General features: G+C 70.8%; 9 protein-coding genes. 5 read left to right on the top strand and 4 right to left on the bottom strand.

Annotated features, from left to right (window positions below; genetic code table 11):
• Positions 1–80: 80 nt before the first annotated feature.
• The 4 genes from ACZ6MZ_RS00540 to ACZ6MZ_RS00525 all read left to right on the top strand — a co-directional run bounded on the left by ACZ6MZ_RS00540 (position 81) and on the right by ACZ6MZ_RS00525 (position 6,275).
• Positions 81–1,493 carry a nucleotidyl transferase AbiEii/AbiGii toxin family protein gene (locus tag ACZ6MZ_RS00540; protein ID WP_469348938.1) on the top strand — a complete coding sequence of 471 codons (1,413 nt, stop codon included), beginning with the start codon at positions 81–83 and terminating at the stop codon, positions 1,491–1,493.
• A 170-nt stretch (positions 1,494–1,663) separates the two neighbouring features.
• Complete coding sequence (locus tag ACZ6MZ_RS00535; protein WP_389789933.1) at positions 1,664–2,497, top strand: PP2C family protein-serine/threonine phosphatase; 834 nt, start codon at positions 1,664–1,666, stop codon at positions 2,495–2,497.
• Between the two features lie 62 nt (positions 2,498–2,559).
• Positions 2,560–3,534 carry an MASE1 domain-containing protein gene (locus ACZ6MZ_RS00530; RefSeq protein ID WP_469348936.1) on the top strand — a complete coding sequence of 325 codons (975 nt, stop codon included), beginning with the start codon at positions 2,560–2,562 and terminating at the stop codon, positions 3,532–3,534.
• Positions 3,535–3,683: 149 nt separating this feature from the next.
• A complete protein-coding gene (locus ACZ6MZ_RS00525; protein ID WP_469348935.1) occupies positions 3,684–6,275 on the top strand; it encodes a hypothetical protein in 2,592 nt (863 codons plus the stop codon).
• A 131-nt stretch (positions 6,276–6,406) separates the two neighbouring features.
• Here ACZ6MZ_RS00525 and ACZ6MZ_RS00520 read toward each other — a convergent pair whose 3' ends face one another.
• From ACZ6MZ_RS00520 to ACZ6MZ_RS00505, 4 genes are all read right to left on the bottom strand, one after another.
• Entirely contained in the window at positions 6,407–7,639 is a 1,233-nt protein-coding gene (locus tag ACZ6MZ_RS00520; RefSeq protein ID WP_469348933.1) for an RNA polymerase sigma factor, read from the bottom strand.
• Entirely contained in the window at positions 7,636–8,052 is a 417-nt protein-coding gene (locus ACZ6MZ_RS00515) for a YciI family protein (protein WP_469348931.1), read from the bottom strand. The genes ACZ6MZ_RS00520 and ACZ6MZ_RS00515 overlap by 4 nt, the downstream gene beginning before the upstream one ends.
• A gap of 156 nt (positions 8,053–8,208) precedes the next feature.
• Positions 8,209–11,355: a SpoIIE family protein phosphatase gene (locus ACZ6MZ_RS00510; RefSeq protein ID WP_469348929.1), complete on the bottom strand. Its 3,147-nt coding sequence runs from the start codon at positions 11,353–11,355 to the stop codon at positions 8,209–8,211.
• A gap of 107 nt (positions 11,356–11,462) precedes the next feature.
• Entirely contained in the window at positions 11,463–14,336 is a 2,874-nt protein-coding gene (locus ACZ6MZ_RS00505) for an ABC transporter substrate-binding protein (RefSeq protein ID WP_469348927.1), read from the bottom strand.
• Between the two features lie 250 nt (positions 14,337–14,586).
• On the opposite strand from ACZ6MZ_RS00505, the gene ACZ6MZ_RS00500 reads away from it, so the two are divergent.
• Positions 14,587–16,020: an oxygenase MpaB family protein gene (locus tag ACZ6MZ_RS00500; RefSeq protein ID WP_469348925.1), complete on the top strand. Its 1,434-nt coding sequence runs from the start codon at positions 14,587–14,589 to the stop codon at positions 16,018–16,020.
• Positions 16,021–16,046 lie beyond the last annotated feature (26 nt).

Genomic DNA, 16,046 nt, shown 5'->3' with positions numbered 1-16,046 from the left:
GAGGAACCAGCGGTGAGCCGATCGCAGTCCCACCCGGTGGCGGACGACGGACAGTGGGCGACGGAGCGGTGGGTAATCCAATGGTGAGCGCTTGGGAGAAGTTCGGCTACGGGCCGTGGGACAACACCGAGACCGTGCCGAAGGAGTCACCGGCCGACGTCGTCCGCGCCCGTATGGGCCTGCCGGGCACCTTGCGTCCGGTGCCGGGCGAGGGTGTCGTACAGCGTCCGGTGTTCGACCCCGCGGCGGCGCATCATGCGAGGGGAATGCGGCTGAGCGAGCCGCGTTTCGCTGACGCGCGCAGGGAAGCCGCCTGGTTCGCCGGCCGGCGCCAGGCGCTGGACCATGCCCTGGCGGCCGTCGCCGGTTCCCGGTGGACCGAGCACCTGGTGCTGCGCGGGAGCCGGCTGCTGACGTCATGGTTCGGGGACGCGGCCCGCGATCCGGGCGACCTGGATTTCGTCGTCGTCCCCGACACCTGGGAACTCACCGACCCCCGTACGGACACGATGCTCAACGACCTCGCGAGCACCGCCGAGGCGCTGTCGCGTGCCGGCGGGCCGGTCCGTATCGACGCGGCGGGCGCGCTCAGCGACGAGATCTGGACGTACGACCGGGTGCCGGGCCGTCGGCTGGTCCTCCCCTGGACCGCCGTGGACCCGGCAGGGCCGGATGCGGTCCCTCCCTCGACGGATGCGGTTCCTCCCTCGACGGCGACGGCGACGGCGACGGCGACGGCGGAGGCGCTCGGTGGCACGGTCCAGCTCGACTTCGTCTTCAACGAGCCCCTGCCCGCGCCCCCGGCCATGACCGCGGTCGCCCCGCTCCGCGGCGGAGCGGACCTGGTGCTCAACGCGGCGACGCCCGAACTGTCGCTCGCCTGGAAGATCCTCTGGCTGGCCTCGGACGTCCACCCCGAGGCCAAGGACCTCTACGACGCGATCCTGCTCGCCGAGACCACGGACCTCTCGGAGGACCTGCTGCACCGGGTGTTCCGGATGGGGAGTGACACGTACTACCACCAGCACCTGGTCAGTCTGGACCACCTCGCCCAGGTGGAGGCCGACTGGTTCGAGTTCGGCAAGGACTACCCCGACTTCCCGGGCAACGGCGCCGACCAGCTCGCCCGGCTCCTCATCGCCGTCGCCCCCACGTTCGTCCCGGGCGCCGACGGCCCCTACGAGTGCCTCGCCGACTGGCTCGCACCACGAACGGAAGCCCATCGCACCGTGCTGGCCGAGTCGGGCATGGACGCCGTCCAGTCCCATCTTGTCGACCGCCGGGCCCCGGCCGTAGTGGCGCTCGTGATCACCCGCGAACTCCTCGGACGCGCCGCGTGCGACCTGTCCCGCGCGGCGGACCTCGTGGCGGCCTTCAGGACCGGCGCCCCGGTCGTCGTCGACCAGGCGCGTTTCCTCGGCGATCCGCACACCGCCGCAAAGTGGCTCTCGCGCGGTGTCTCTCACTCAGAGGCTCTCGCCCGGCGGAAGTAGCGCCGCGGAAATACAATCGAGGGGAAGCCTTCGTATGAGCGGCTGGGACCGGGACCACGCAGGGATCAAGGATCCGGCCAGGTCAGCAGCGCATAGTGGGTCCTCAGGCGTATGCCGCGGCGAGGAAGCCCTCGTGGCGGTCCATGAACGGACGTCCCTCGGAGCGGTCCATGACCTGGCGTCGTCCTGCGGAGCCGGCGAGTTCCGACGAGCTGCTGACCACACTTGGACGACTCACCGCCCAAGCGAGGCAAGGGGCCGAGTTGCAGCAGGCCCGGGTCGAGCTGGCCGAGGCGTTGCAGCGCGAGATGCTGCCGGCCGTACTGCCGGCCCTGCCGGGGCTGCGGAGCGCGGCGCGCTATTCGCCCGCCCGGGACGGCCTGGACATCGGTGGTGACTGGTACGACGGTTTCGTGCTGCCCGACGGCGCGCTCGGGTTCTCCGTGGGCGATGTGCAGGGTCACGACGTCGAGGCGGCCGCGTTCATGGGGCAGATCCGTATCGGGATGCGGGCGGTGGCCACCGCCGCCCCGGACCCGGGCGAGGTGCTGAGACGGGCCAACGATCTGCTGCTGTCGGTGGACTCCAGCCTCTTCGCGACCTGCACGTATCTGCGCTTCGACCCCGTCGCCTGGGAGCTGCAGGCGGCCCGGGCCGGCCATGTCGCCGCGGTCTGGGCCACGGTCGACGGGCGGTACGGCATCGCCGAGGACCCGGGCGGCCTGCCGCTGGGCATCCTGCCGGTGGACGTGTACCCGGTGACGCGGCACCGGCTGACGACGGCGGGAGCGTTCGTGCTGGTCACGGACGGGGTGGTCGAAGGGCCGTCCTTCCCGATCGAGGAGGGGCTCGCGCGGGTGGCCCGGCTGGTCCGTGACGGCGCCGCCGCCGCACCCGAGGAGCTGGCCGCCGAGGTGATGAAGGTGGCCGAGTTCACCGGGCACGAGGACGACTCCGCCGTCCTCGTGCTGTGCCACGACGCGGCGCCGTACGGGAACGAGTGACGCGAGGGCCCTGGCAGCGTGTCATGGCCCGGGCGGGCGGGTGACGCTGTCTGATTGCTGCTGTGGTGCGTACCGAGGAAACCCGACGTCTCTCCGTGGCTGCTCTCCGGATCCTCGCTGTCGCCGCCCTCTACTACGGGGGCGCACAGCTCGGCCTGCTGCGGGAGGTGAACGTCGAGAGCGCGGTCGTCACACCTCTCTGGCCGTCCACGGGCATCGCCCTGACCTGCCTGCTCTACATGGGCATCGGGGTGTGGCCCGGTATCGCTCTCGGCGCCCTTCTCAACATCGTGACGATCGGCCCGATCTACTCGACCGACCCGGGGATCATCGCGGGCAGCACGCTCGCACCGGTCTGCGCCTGTCTGATGCTCCGGCGGGTGGGCTTCCGCACCGAGGTGGACCGGCTGCGGGACGGGCTGGCGCTGGTGTTCCTCGGTGCCCTGGGAGGGATGCTGATCAGCGCGACCATCGGAACGTGGATGCTGGTGTTCAGCGGCCGGCTGCATCTGGACGACTTCTGGCCGGTCTGGTCGGCGTGGTGGACGGGTGACGCCATGGGGGTGCTCGTGGTCACCCCGCTGCTGCTCATCCTGCGCAAGATCCGGCTGCCCCGGGACACCCACCGGTGGGCCGAGATGTTTGCCCTGGTGATCGGCGCCGCCGTCATCACACCGCTGGCCACCAGGAGCCCTCTTGCCCTGCTCTTCCTCGTCTTCCCGTTGATCATCTGGGCGGCCCTGCGCTTCCAGCTCGCCGGGAGCGCGCCGTGCGCGCTGTTCGCGTCCGTCCTGACGATCCTGGCGGCGACCGACGGCGTGGGACCGTTCGCCCACCACACCCTCATCGAGGTCGTGGTCACGCTGCAGCTCTTCAACGGATCCGTGGCGCTGACCGCGTTGCTGCTGGCGGCCATCGTCACCGAGAAGCGCAACATCCGTCTGAAGATCGATCAAGTGTGCAACGACCTGGCCGAGGTGGTGGCCCACCTCGCGCCGGGGGCGGCGGGGAACCGGTTGCCGCCGGACAGGACCTAGGTCCTTCACGGTCCTGCATGATCCTGCACGGTCCATGTCCGGGCCGGTCCTGCGGACGTACAAGACGGACCTTAAGGTGTGCGGTTATCAGCTCCTGTGATGATGCGACATGTGAGGAGCGATGCTGACAAGAGGGGGGACGCGCGTACATGCCGCACACCTGGAGCCGAAGACCGCGAAGAGCTGTACTCGCCCTGCTGACCGGGACGGTGGTGGCGGCCTCCGTGCTGCTCATACCCGGCGGCAGCTGGGCGGCCGACGGTACGGCCCCCGCCGCGACGGCCGGAACGGTCGAGTCCGCGCCAACGGCCGGTGACGCCAAAGCGGCCGGTGACGCGACAACGGCCAGGCTCGCCACCGGCGAGCGGCTCGAACTCCTGGACGGCGGCGCCGCCTCGGGTCCTGACTTCCAGGTCGTCCCCGCGCAGGGCAAGCCCCTCGGGCGCTACGCCTACACGTCCACGGACGGCAGCCTGCGGGTGCGGCCGGTGGACCAGCGGCAGCCCGTGGCCGCGACGGAGATTGCCACGAGCGACCGGAGCGCCCGGGCGCTCAACGCGACGAAGGCCGCCGCCGTGACGAAGGCCGCCGCCGCGACGTACCCGGTGAAGCTCACCATCACCAACGCGGACGTCACGAGCAAGATGTTCTGGGTGTGGGACCGCAAGACCTGGGCGGCCTACGACGTCACGGACGCGGCAGGCGCGAGCGCGAGCGTGACTCTGCCGCCGGGCGACTACTTCGCCGTGGGGCTGCACAGCGACTGGGAGCAGCCGAGCTACCTCCTCACCAAGACCTTCACGGTGGCCGCCAAGAGCCTGACGGTGTCGTTCGACCAGAGCGCGGCCAAGGAGACCGCGATCAAGGTCGACGACACGACCGCGAGCCGCTACAGCTCCGCCGTATGGATCTCGCTTCCGGGAGGTGACCTCGCCGGCTTCGCGGGAAGCGGATCGGCCGCGGTGTACGTGACTCCCTTCTCCGTCCCCGGAACCGCGCTCCGCATCCATGACGTGCTGGCGAAGAAGGGCACCTCGGCCAGTGTGCCGAGCCCGTACCGGTACGACCTGACGCACGCGTTCCAGAACACGGTTCCCGCCTCGCCCGTGGCCCAGGTGGGCACGGCGAGCCTGGCCAAGACGGTCACGTCCGTACGCGCCCCGGGCAACGGCACCTTGGGCGAACTGCTCTCCGTGCCGAACCTCGGGGAATGGACCGGTGTGTACCTCGGCTCCTCGGTCCCGGCCCCCGGAACCGTCACCGAGTACGCGACGCCGGGCGTCTCGTACTCGCGGATCCTGCACTACGGCACCTACGAGCACTCGCTGACGCTCAAGGACAGGACCCTGGCGGCGGGCACGTCGGCGGGGGAGACGCTCGGCGCGGCCCCGTTCGCACCGAGCCTGCGCGACGGCGGAGGGTCGTCCCGGCAGTCCACGAAGATGTGGCTGTACGAGCCCATGGCCTTCACCGACAGCGACGGCAACGCGGGGATCGACGGTCGGTCCAAGACGTCGTTCCTGCTCACCTCGCAGGGGCAGATCCTCGCCTCGGGCGCCGACATGACGCCGTATCAGCAGCTGTCCGCCACCGTCCCGAGCGGGCGGGCGACATACGAGCTCGACCAGACCGTCTCCCGCAGGGTGCCGTACGCCCGGCTCTCCACGCAGGTGCGGAGCGAGTGGACGTTCAGCTCCTCGAGCCAGAGCGGCTCGGGTGAACTGCCGCTGATCGACCTCGACTTCGCGACGTCGGGACTCGACGCCAGGAACACGGCCGGAGCGGGCCCGGTCCGTATCGGCGCGACGGCCGCCACCCGGCACTCCGAGGCGGTGGACACCCTCACCGGCCTCGAATACTCGACGGACGACGGGGCTCACTGGACCGCGCTGCCCCTCTCCGGTTCCGGTGAGAGCGCCTCGGCCGAGCTGACCGTTCCGTCCTCGGTCTCCTTCGTCTCGCTGCGCGCGACGGCCGTGAACGACCAGGGCGGAAGCCTGCGGCGTACGATCATGCGCGCCTTCGCGGGCGCGACACCCGGCGGAGACGAAACGGTCGGCGCGACCAAGATCTCCAATGTGCTGGTCAACGGCGGCAAGCCCGTTGTCTTCGACACGGCCGGCTCGCAGGTGATCCCGGCGCAGTTCACCGCCACCGACCCGGCCGGCATCGCCGGTGGCGATCTGTACCTCTACCACCGCTCGTACACCACGCCCGACGGTGTCCTCATCAGCCCCTGGCCTGCTGTCTGTACGAAGGTGAACGCCACCACCTCGACCTGCAGGACCGACTTCGTCGTGGATGTACGGCGTGACCTGGGCCTGAGCGGGCTGGCGGGCGAGTGGAAGGTGGCCGCCTGGGCGCAGTCCGCCGACGGGCGGAGCTTCACCGACCTGCACGCCGCGCAGAACGCCTCGATCCTGCGTTTCGCCAAGCTGACGGTCAACGCCTCGCCCGAGCCGGTCACGAAGGGGAAGACCATCACCGTCACGGGCAAGCTGACCCGGAGCAGCTGGCAGGCGTCCGCGTACGACGGGTACGCGAGCCAGTCGGTGAAGCTGCAGTTCCGTAAGGCCAACTCCACCACTTACACCACCGTCAAGACGATCAAGACCGACGCGTCCAGCAATCTGAAGACCACGGTCACCGCCTCCGTGGACGGCTACTGGCGCTACAGCTTCGCGGGCACCGCCACGACGAGTCCGGTGACCACCGCCGGCGATTACGTCGACGTGAAGTAGCCCGCCCGGCGCGCGACGTGAAGTAGCGCGCCCGGTACCTCAAGGATCCACACAGTCGGCCGCCGGTCCCCAGGACCGGCGGCCGACGCCGCGTTACGCCGCGTCACTTCCGGGGCCGGATCAGGGCCGGTTCAGCGCGGCAGGCGGGCCGCGCGCATGTGGAGGTAGTGGGTCTCCGGGATGCTGAGCGTGCGCCGGGCCGCCAACTGGTAGGCGGCGCGTGCGCCTTCGACATCTCCGGCCTTCTCCAGCAGGTGGGCGCGTACGGCATCGAGCCGGTGGTGGCCCGCCAAGCGGTCCTCCAGCGTGGCGACTTCGGCCAGCCCGGCCCGGGGGCCGTGCACCATGGCGACCGCCACCGCCCTGCCGAGTTCGGCCATGGGATCGGGGGCGCGGCGTACGAGGATGTCGTACAGCGCGAGGATCTGCGGCCAGTCGGTGTCCTCGGCCCGCGCCGCCTCGTCGTGCAGCGCCGCGATGGCCGCCTGCAACTGGTAGGCGCCGGCGGGCCCCTGGGACAGGGCCTCCTCGACCAGGGCGGTGCCTTCGGTGATGGCCCGCCGGTCCCAGCGCGTACGGTCCTGCTCGTCGAGCGGGATCAGTTCGCCGTGCGGTCCTGTGCGCGCCGCGCTGCGGGCGTCGGTGAGCAGCATCAGCGCCAACAGCCCGGTCACCGCTCCCTCCTGGGGCAGCAGCCGGCGCACGGCCCGGGTCAGCCGGATCGCCTCGCGGGCGAGATCGGCGCGGTGCAGATCGCTGCCGGAGGTCGCCGTATAGCCCTCGTTGAAGATCAGGTAGAGCACCTGGAGGACGGCGGCGAGCCGCTGGAAGCGGTCCTCAGGACCCGGCTGCCGGAAGGGCACGCCCCTGACCTTCTGTTTGGCCCTGCTGATCCGCTGCGCCATCGTCGCCTCGGGCACCAGATGCGCGCGGGCGATCTCGGCCGTGGTCAGACCGCCGACGGCCCGCAGGGTGAGCGCGATCTGTGCGGCCGGGGTCAGCCCGGGGTGGCAGCACAGGAAGAGCAGGGTGAGGGTGTCGTCCTCGGACGGCGCGCGGCTCTCACCGGGCGGTGGCGCCGTGAAGGCGTCGCGCGGTGTGAGCGCGGCGGCCGTCTCCTCGCGTCCGCGCCGCGCCTCGTCGCCGCGCAGCTGGTCCATGAGGCGACGGGAGGCGACCTTGATCAGCCAGCCGCGCGGATTGTCGGGCAGGCCGGTCTCGGGCCACTGCCGCACGGCGGCGAGCAGCGCCTCCTGTACGGAGTCCTCGGCCGCGCCGAAGTGCCCGTACCGGCGTACCAGCGCGCCGAGGACCTGCGGCGCGTGCAGGCGCAGCAGGTCCTCGATACCGGTCGTGCGTCTCACACATCGCCTCCGCCGGCGCCCTGGATGGGGCGGATGACCACCGGGTAGACGGGGGAGCCCTCGGGCCCCGGGCACTGGGCAAGGCGCACGGCGATCTCGGTGACCCGCTCCAGACTCTCGCAGTCCATCACCCAGTACCCGGCGAGCAGCTCCTTGGTCTCGCCGTAGGGACCGTCCGAAATCACCGGCCGGCCGTCCTTGCCCGCGCTCACGAAGCGGGCTTCCGCGGGCTCGGTCAGTCCGTTCCCGTCCACGAGCTCACCGGACTCGGCGAGGTCGTTCGCGATCTCCCCCATGAACGCGAACATCGCCTGCAGGTCCTTCTCGCTCCAGGCCGGACAGTGCGCGGAGCCCTTGCCGCGCATCGCCTCGTAGTCGGCCTGCGAGCCCTGCACCATCACCAGATACTTCATGATTCTTGCTCCTCGGCCGCGCCGTCGCCCCTCGTGGGCAACTCTCACAGGGGACGTCGGAGCGGGCGACGTGTTCTCGACACCGCGCGGAAGATTTTCTTGGAATTTTTTCGCGGGGCCGGGCCGCAGGTCAGGCGGAGTGGCCGGGCTCGGGGGTCAGGGCACTTGCTGTTCGGTCCAGATGCACTTGCCGGTGGCGGTGTAGCGCGTACCCCAGCGCTGGGAGAGCGCGGCGACCAGCTGCAGTCCGCGGCCGCCCTCGTCGGTGTCCGAGGCATGGCGGATACGGGGCGTGGTCAGACTGCCGTCCGAGACCTCGCAGATCAGCCCCTCACCGAGCAGCAGACGCAGCCCGATGGGGCCCTTGCCGTACCGGATGGCGTTCCCCACCAGCTCGCTGACCAGCAGCTCGGCGGTCATGGTGAGGGTGTCGAGATCCCAGCGCGTCAACTGCTCCCGGACATGGTCGCGTGCCTCGCCCGCGGCGATCGGCCCGTCCGAGAGCCGCCAGGCGGCGATGTCGCGGGGGGCGGTCGCGTGGGTACGGGCGATGAGCAGCGCGGCGTCGTCCGTGAGCTGCTTCTCCGGCAGCAGCGCGGCCAGTACGTCGTCGCACAGCCGTTCCAGTGACTCGCTCTCGCCCCGGGCGATGTCGCGCCGTGCGGCCTTGGTCCCGGCGGCGTGAACGCCGGTCCCCGCGGCATGAACGCCGGGACCGGGGGCCGCGCCGGCCAGTGTGCTCGCCAGCTGCTCCATACCGCGGTCGATGTCCCGGGTGGCGGATTCGACCAGCCCGTCGGTGTAGAGGACGAGCAGGCTGCCCTCCGGCAGGCTGACCTCGACGGTCTCGAACGGCGGGCGGGCGGCGCCCAGCGGGGGATCGGGCGAGTGGTCGAGGAACTGGACGGTGCCCCCGGGATGCAGGATGGCCGGCGGGGGATGCCCGGCGCGGGCGAAGGTGCAGGTGGAGGTGGCGGGGTCGTACACGGCGTACAGGCAGGTGGCGAAGAAGTCGTCCCCGAGGTCGTTCACCACGTCATTGAGGCGGGTGAGCAGTTCGGCGGGCGGGAACTCCAGATCGGCCAGCGTGTGCACGGCGGTGCGCAGCCGCCCCATGGTGGCGGCCTCGGACAGGCCGTGCCCCATCACATCGCCGATGACCAGCGCCACCCGGGCGCCGGACAGGGGGATCACGTCGTACCAGTCGCCGCCGACGTCGATGCCCTCGCTGGCGGGCAGATAGCGCGCGGCGGCGGTGACGGCGTGCAGCGTCGGCAGGGCGTGCGGCAGCAGTCCCCGCTGGAGCTCCTGTGCCCGGGTGTGCTCCGTGTCGTACAGCCGGGCGCGCTCGATGGCCTGCGCCATCAGCCCGCTGAGCGCGGTGAGCAGCGCCCGCTCCTCCCCGATGAGATGGCGCGACTCGTTGAAGGAGATGACGCAGCAGCCGATGCCGCGGCCGGAGACGATCAGGGGCAGGAAGGCCCAGGCGCGTTTCTCGGCCGCGGCGGGGCGCTCGGCCGACTCGGGATAGAGCTCGACGTACTCCTCAACCGAGGAGATGAAGGCCGGTTTCCTGCTGCGGAAGGCATCCTCGACCGCGCCGACGGCGCCCACCGCAGAGCCGTCGATGCTGTCGAGAAACGCCTGCGGATACCCGACGGCCCCGGCGACTCGTATCGTCTCGTCCTGGATGAGCTGGACGACGAGGCCGGTGGCGCCGAACGGCTGCATGACCCGTTCGGCGGCGGCGTTCACCACGTCGTGCATCGTCAGGGCCTCCGCGAGCGCGTTGGTCAGCTCCGTGATCCGGGCGTTGCGCTCGGCCGCGGCGTGTTCCGCGGCGGTGCGCTCGGCCTCCCGCGACCGGGTCTGGGTGACATCGGCGGCGTACACCGTCAGTCCGTCGGGCACCGGGACCAGCCGCATGTGGTACCAGTGCTGGTTGGCGGGCCACCGCACGTCGAATCCGACCGGGGTGCCGCTGTCGGCGGCGTCCCGGTAGCGCGTCTCCAGGCCCAGTTCCACGACATCGACGCTGACGGCCGCGAAGGCGTCCCACAGGACCCGGCCGAGCAGCGTGTGGGAGGCGCCGAGCAGCCGCTCCGCCTCAACGTTGACGAAGGTGATGCGCCAGTCCCGGTCGACCGCGAAGAACGCGTCGCTCATGTGGCGTAGCGCGCGGCTCACCGAATCCCGGGCGATACGGCTCTCGGTCGAGTCCCACAGCGTGCCCACCATGCGGGCCGGTTCACCGTCCTTGCCGAGCAGCACCCGGCCACGCGCGGTGACCCAGCCCGTGGTTCCGTCCGGCCGGCAGATCCGGTATTCCACGCTGAACACCCTGCGGTTGCGGATCGCCTGCTCGACCTCGACCAGCACCCACGGCAGGTCATCGGGCTGGACCAGGCTGGTCCAGGTCTCGAAGCGCTGCTTCGGTGAGCTCGGGTCCATGCCGAGGAGGGTGAGGGTCGGCTCGTCCCAGATCTGCTCGCCGGTGGCCAGCTCCCACTCCCAGGAACCCACCCTGACCGCCTGCAGCGCCTGCCGCAGAGGGGTGGCGGGCGGCTGTTCCCACAGCGGGGTGTCGGGCGGCAGCTCCCACAGCTGACCGGCGTCCGCCGCCCGCGGCGTCACCGACTGTTCGCGCAGACGGAGGGAGGCCCAGGCGGCGAGTGCCTCGACGGTCGCCCGCTGCCGTGGTGTGGGCTCGTCGCCGTCGACCGCCAGCACGGACAGGGCGCCCGCCACGCCGCCCGGGGTGAGGAGGGGGACGGCCAGCAGGCCGCTGCCGGCCGGCAGCGCCGAGCCGCGCTCCCGGTGCGCGGCTGCGTACGGGAGGTGCCCGGGGGCGACCCCGGGCACCGTGTCTCCGCCGTCCGTATCATCCCGGGCGGCTGGACCGTCTGGACCGTCCGGGTCGTCGTGGCTGACTGGACCGGGCTCGCGGTCCGTACGGTCCCCGCTGTCATGGTCGTCCGTACCGCCCCCGCCGTCATGGGCGGGCACCCAGACCGTCGTGCCGTCGGTCACCGCGCGGGCCGGGGCGGTGGGCCCGGTCTCCTCGATCTCTTCCCAGTCCTGGGCGACCGTACGGACCAGTCCGTGCGCCGCCATCAGCAGCAGGCCCCGGCCGCCGGGCCCCCGCAGATGCACCATCCCGCCCAGCCCGCCCACCTCCGTCACCGCGTGGTCGAGCGCGAAGCCCAGGAGATCGGCGCCCCCCAGCTCGTCACCCGCCTTGGTGATCATGTGCAGCCGCGCGGCAGAGGTGGCATCCATGTCCCTGGGGACCTGCTCCGCCATTCGCCCACCTCCCGCCGCGCACGCGTACGACAGGGCTGCCTCGGATGCCCCTTACAGCCCCTACTTCCCCTTTGGAGTCTATTTGAAGCAATCGTGACGTGAACGGCTCACCCGATGGAACACAGCTCCTTGGTCAGCGGCTCGGTGTCGCCCGCTGCCCTTGCGCACAGCACGGTCCGCTTGTAGTCACCGCTGCCCGGGTTCGCGACCCGTACGAGGGAGACCGCGTACCCCTTGGGGCGCTCGTCGGAGAACGGCACGGTGAAGTTGATGCGCCCGGTCGCGAGTGACGTCACGTCCATCATCCGGAGGTTCGCCCACGCCTCCGCCCGGCCGCGCGGCTTTCCGTCGCGGGTGGCCGCCCGGTACAGCACTTCCGTCGCGTCATGCGTGAGCGCCGTCTGCCCGTCGGCCAGTTCCTCGGACTTGTACGTCGCCCGGGGGCTCAGGCCGAGGTCCTCGCTCGCCTTCTTGGGGAGGTTGGCCAGGCGGTCGTAGAAGACCGAGCGGTCCGCGGACTTCTCCAGCGCGGTCAGGGTGAGGTGGTAGAGCGTGACGTTGGCCGCGACCAGGCTGCGCTTGGTGGCGAAGCCCGCCCTGGACAGGTCGTCGCCGGCCAGCACCGCGATCTGTTCCCGGTTGCAGGCGGGAGTGGAGATGATGCCGTTCATCAGCGGCGTGACGTCCTCGGACCGGCCCGCGAAATACAAGGCCAGCGGTACGTCTCCCCGGCAGATGTCCGCGATCTGACTGTCGAGCACGGGCTTGCCGTTCTCGAGGCTGTAGTCCGGCAGCACCTCCACCCGGTAGCCGGCGGCTGTCAGCATCCGCGTGCCGTACTCCTTCTGCTCCACGGTGTAGCGATCGTGGCTCTCCCCGGGGTCGCGGGCGAGGACGACAGCACGCTCCTTCTCGGGCGTCGTCGTCAACTGCTGAGCGATGAGAGCGAGTTGTTCGCTCTGCCACTTGTCGGTCGCGGCAAGGCCGAAGAAGTTGGGGTACTGGGCGAGGTACGTCCCGGAGTTGGTGCCGGAGACCACCGGCAGTTCGGCCTCACGGAACATGTCCTGGACCTTGTCGCTGTCGGTCATGTCCCGGCCCATGCCGACCACACCGACGATCGACTTGTCCCTGCGCGCGAGGTCGACGATGTGTTTGGCCATGATCTGCTGGCTGTACATGTCCTTGCCGCCGTTGGCCACCAGAATCCTGAGCTTGACCGGGGACTGCTCGTTGCGTGTCACCTGCGCGAGGTAGGCGCCGCGCAGTTCTTCGGCGCCCTTGACCAGTTCCCCGGTGGTGCCGCTCAGTGGACCCGCGTAGACAATCGTGACGTAGTCGCTGTCGCCGATCTCTTCGTTGGCCTTCTTTATGAGGGCCTGCACCTTCGGCGCGACGGGGAAGGTGACCGTGCCGGTGGCGACGCCCACGCACTCGGCGTTCTCGCCGCCCCCGAACGGGACGCGCTCGGAGTCACGGTTTATGCCGCTCAGGCCGCCCACGCAGTATTCCTTGCCCAGTTCGGCGTCGCGGAGTACGACGCCCACTCCCGCGGCGCCCAGCAACAGGGTGAGGGCCGGCAGGGACCAGAGCCAGGTCCACCGCGGCCTTCCGGCGGAGAGTCCCGGACGGCGGAGACTGCCCACCCCCAGGTCCGGCTGGTGCAGCAACCTGTCGGGCAGCGGCATCCTCAGTACCCAGGGCAGGGTGCTCCCCTCGAGACTCGGGGACTGGCTCACACGTCGGGCCCGGTTCCAGGCGGCGTACCAGTCAGGGAGCTCCGCGGCCGACCTGGGAAGGGAACCTCCCGCCGAACGCCGGGCGGTGACGCTGCGCTGCAGATTCTCGATGTCCGGCTGCCGGACGGCCGCGATCACCAGCATCGGGTCGAGTTCACTGCGGATACTGCGGATGTCGCTGATCGCCTTGATCAGTTCGATGCGGCCGTTGTCCATGTCGGCCCGGGGCAGGATCAGCACCGGCGGCGTCGGGCGCTTGCGGCCGCGCAGGTCCGGCGCCCAGGCGGAGTGGGCGTCGCGCAGGTCTTCCCGTAAGGCGTGCACACGGAGCTGAAGGTGCCTGCGCTGGGCGTCCTCGTTCAGCCCGGTCGGCTCCGCGTTGTCCATCAGACCGCCGTCCCGGATGTCCCGGACCACGGCGCCGAGACGCTGACGGACCGAGCCGGGCGGCCAGAGGTGGAGGACCCGCCAGGTACGGCCTTCACTGCGCTCCGCCCTCGGGCCCTGGTTGAGGTAGGTCGTACCGAGAAACCAGCGGATCTCACGGCGCAGTCCGAGGAAGACGGGCGCCTTGCCGGGCAGGGCACTCAGGGTGCCCACCGCGGCCAGCAGGGCCGCGGCGAACGCCAGGGTGATGTACCAGGGCCGGTTGGCGATCAGCACGGCGACGACCGCGATCAGCAGCGCGGGCAGCGTCTTGGACGCGTCCTTGGCCGCCTCGGCCAGCCGCTCGGCCCAGTGGGTGCCACTGGGCCGCCAGCCCCTGCTGTTCAGCTCCTTCAGCAACGCCGCCGCATCGGCCCGGCCGTCCTGCTCCTTGACCACATCCTCGATGGTCGAGAGGAGCTTGCTGCGCGGAAACGTGTAGCTGCCGTACTGGCGGCTGCCGCCCTTCCACGGCTCGTCTTCGAGGCACGACCCCTGCCCGCTCCCGGGGACCTTGCCACCGAGTTCCTGCACGATGCGCAGCGCACGGACCCGGGGCCCGAGACCGCTGTCCTGAGGCGAGGGTTTCACCAGAGCGACCGGCACGCCTCGTGCTTCGAGCTCCTCACCGAGTTCGGAGAGGATGCCCTCGACATGGTCGTCCGCGCTGTCCGTGCCGGACTCGGCGTGCAGAACGAACTCGGGCAGCGCCATGGGACTTCGTCTGCGGAACCCCTGGAAGAGCGCGTCGAGCATCTCGATCAGGTGCGGTGTGGTCGCGTACTGCCGTCGGCCGCCGGAATCTGCGTTCGTCACCGAACAAGCCTCCCCCTGGCCGAGTTCAGGACTAAGAACGTGAGGGGTTGAGTCTGCCGTACCACCACGTGAGACAGAAGACATTGGCGGAACTGTGACAGTGCCGGAACGCGCCCCGTGCGCCTGCCTGTTCGCCGGGTCTCACGCCCCCAGGCTTGCGGTATGACTTATTTGGGATGAGTTTCCGGTCCGTCGCGGATGAGCAGATCGGGATCGGCGAGAATATCCGCGCGGACCGAGGAGTTCATCCGTGGACAGCACTGCTCATCCCGACCCCCTCTCTCCGCTCCGGCGCGGCCTGAGCGAGTGGCGCATGGCCCTCGTGGCGTGGCGGCTGCTGGTTCTGCAGGTCTCCCACCCGGTGGTCGCGGCCGGGACGGCGGAGCACTCCACGTACCGCGCCCACCCCTGGCGCAGGATCGAACACACGATGGGCAGCGGACAGCGGCTGGTCTGCGCCGACCGGGACACGCTGCGCCGCGAGGTCGCCCGGCTGAACCGCGCGCACAAGCGCATCACCGGCACCGATGAACACGGCCGCGCGTACTCGGCCCGGGATCCGGCCACGCAGGCCTGGGTCCTGATCACCCTGTACGAGGCGATCGTGGCCATGAGGGAGCTGTCGGGCGATCCGTACACCCCCCGGGAGCTGGCGGAGCTCTACGCGGAGTACCGGCCGATCTGCGAGGCGTTCGGGCTGCCGGAGGGCTTTCTGCCGAGCACCGCGGCCGAGGTTCCCGCGTACATCGACTCGGTCGTACGGGAGCGGCTGGAGTTCGGTGAGCAGACGCGCTACCTGCTGTACGACATGCTCCGCGAGGCCCCGCGGCCCCGGCGGCCGCGCTATCTCGGTCCGGTGTGGCCGCTGCTGCGGCTGCTGATCGCCGTGGTGGTGACGTCGTTGACCCTCGCGGATCTGCCGCCCGCCTACCGCGAGCGGTTCGGGCTCTCCGGAAAACGCCGCCACGCATGGCTCTCCTGGGCGCTGCACCACGGGCTGCGCCGCCTGGCGACCCGGCTGCCGGACCGCTGGCGCTACCGATCGCGGCCGGCTCCGGACCGTTCAGCTCCGGTTTCGTCGGCTCCGCCCGCGGAGCGCGCTGACATTCCGGCTCCACGTCACGCGGCCCGGCCCGGTCGGTGGCGGCGCGACGCACGCGGGCCCAAGCTGGGACGGTTCTTCAGCCAGGTTCTCGACCAGACCGGCGACGGCTTCGTCGGCGCCCAGGACCTGCGGGCGATGGCCCACAACGTCTGCTGGCAACTCGAACTGAACGAGAGCGGGGAGGCCGAGGTCTACGCGGCCTTCGACGTCTGGTGGGAACAGCTCCGCCGGGCCATGGAGACGGACGGCGACGGGCGGATCAGCAAGGCGGAGTTCGTGGCGGCCACCATGGCCCACTGCGACCGCGATCCGGATTACCTGGCGCGGGGCCTGCACATAGCCGTACGCGCGGTCTTCCACGCGGCCGACACCGACGGGAGCGGCGTCCTGGACGCGGACGAGTACCGCGCCGTCTTCGGCCCCCGTCTGCACCCGGCCGAGCTGTCGCACGGCTTCCGGCAGCTCGACCAGGACGGCGACGGCGGCATCACGGAGGAGGAGTTCGTCCGAGGATTCACCGAGTTCTTCACCGCGCGCACCGACCTGGCCGCAGGCAGCCAACTACTCGGCCACCCCTGAGCCCACCCCCGAGTCACCCGTAATTG

This window comes from Streptomyces sp. NPDC042201, assembly GCF_055582185.1.
This window is presented reverse-complemented; position numbering and strand designations above follow the sequence as displayed.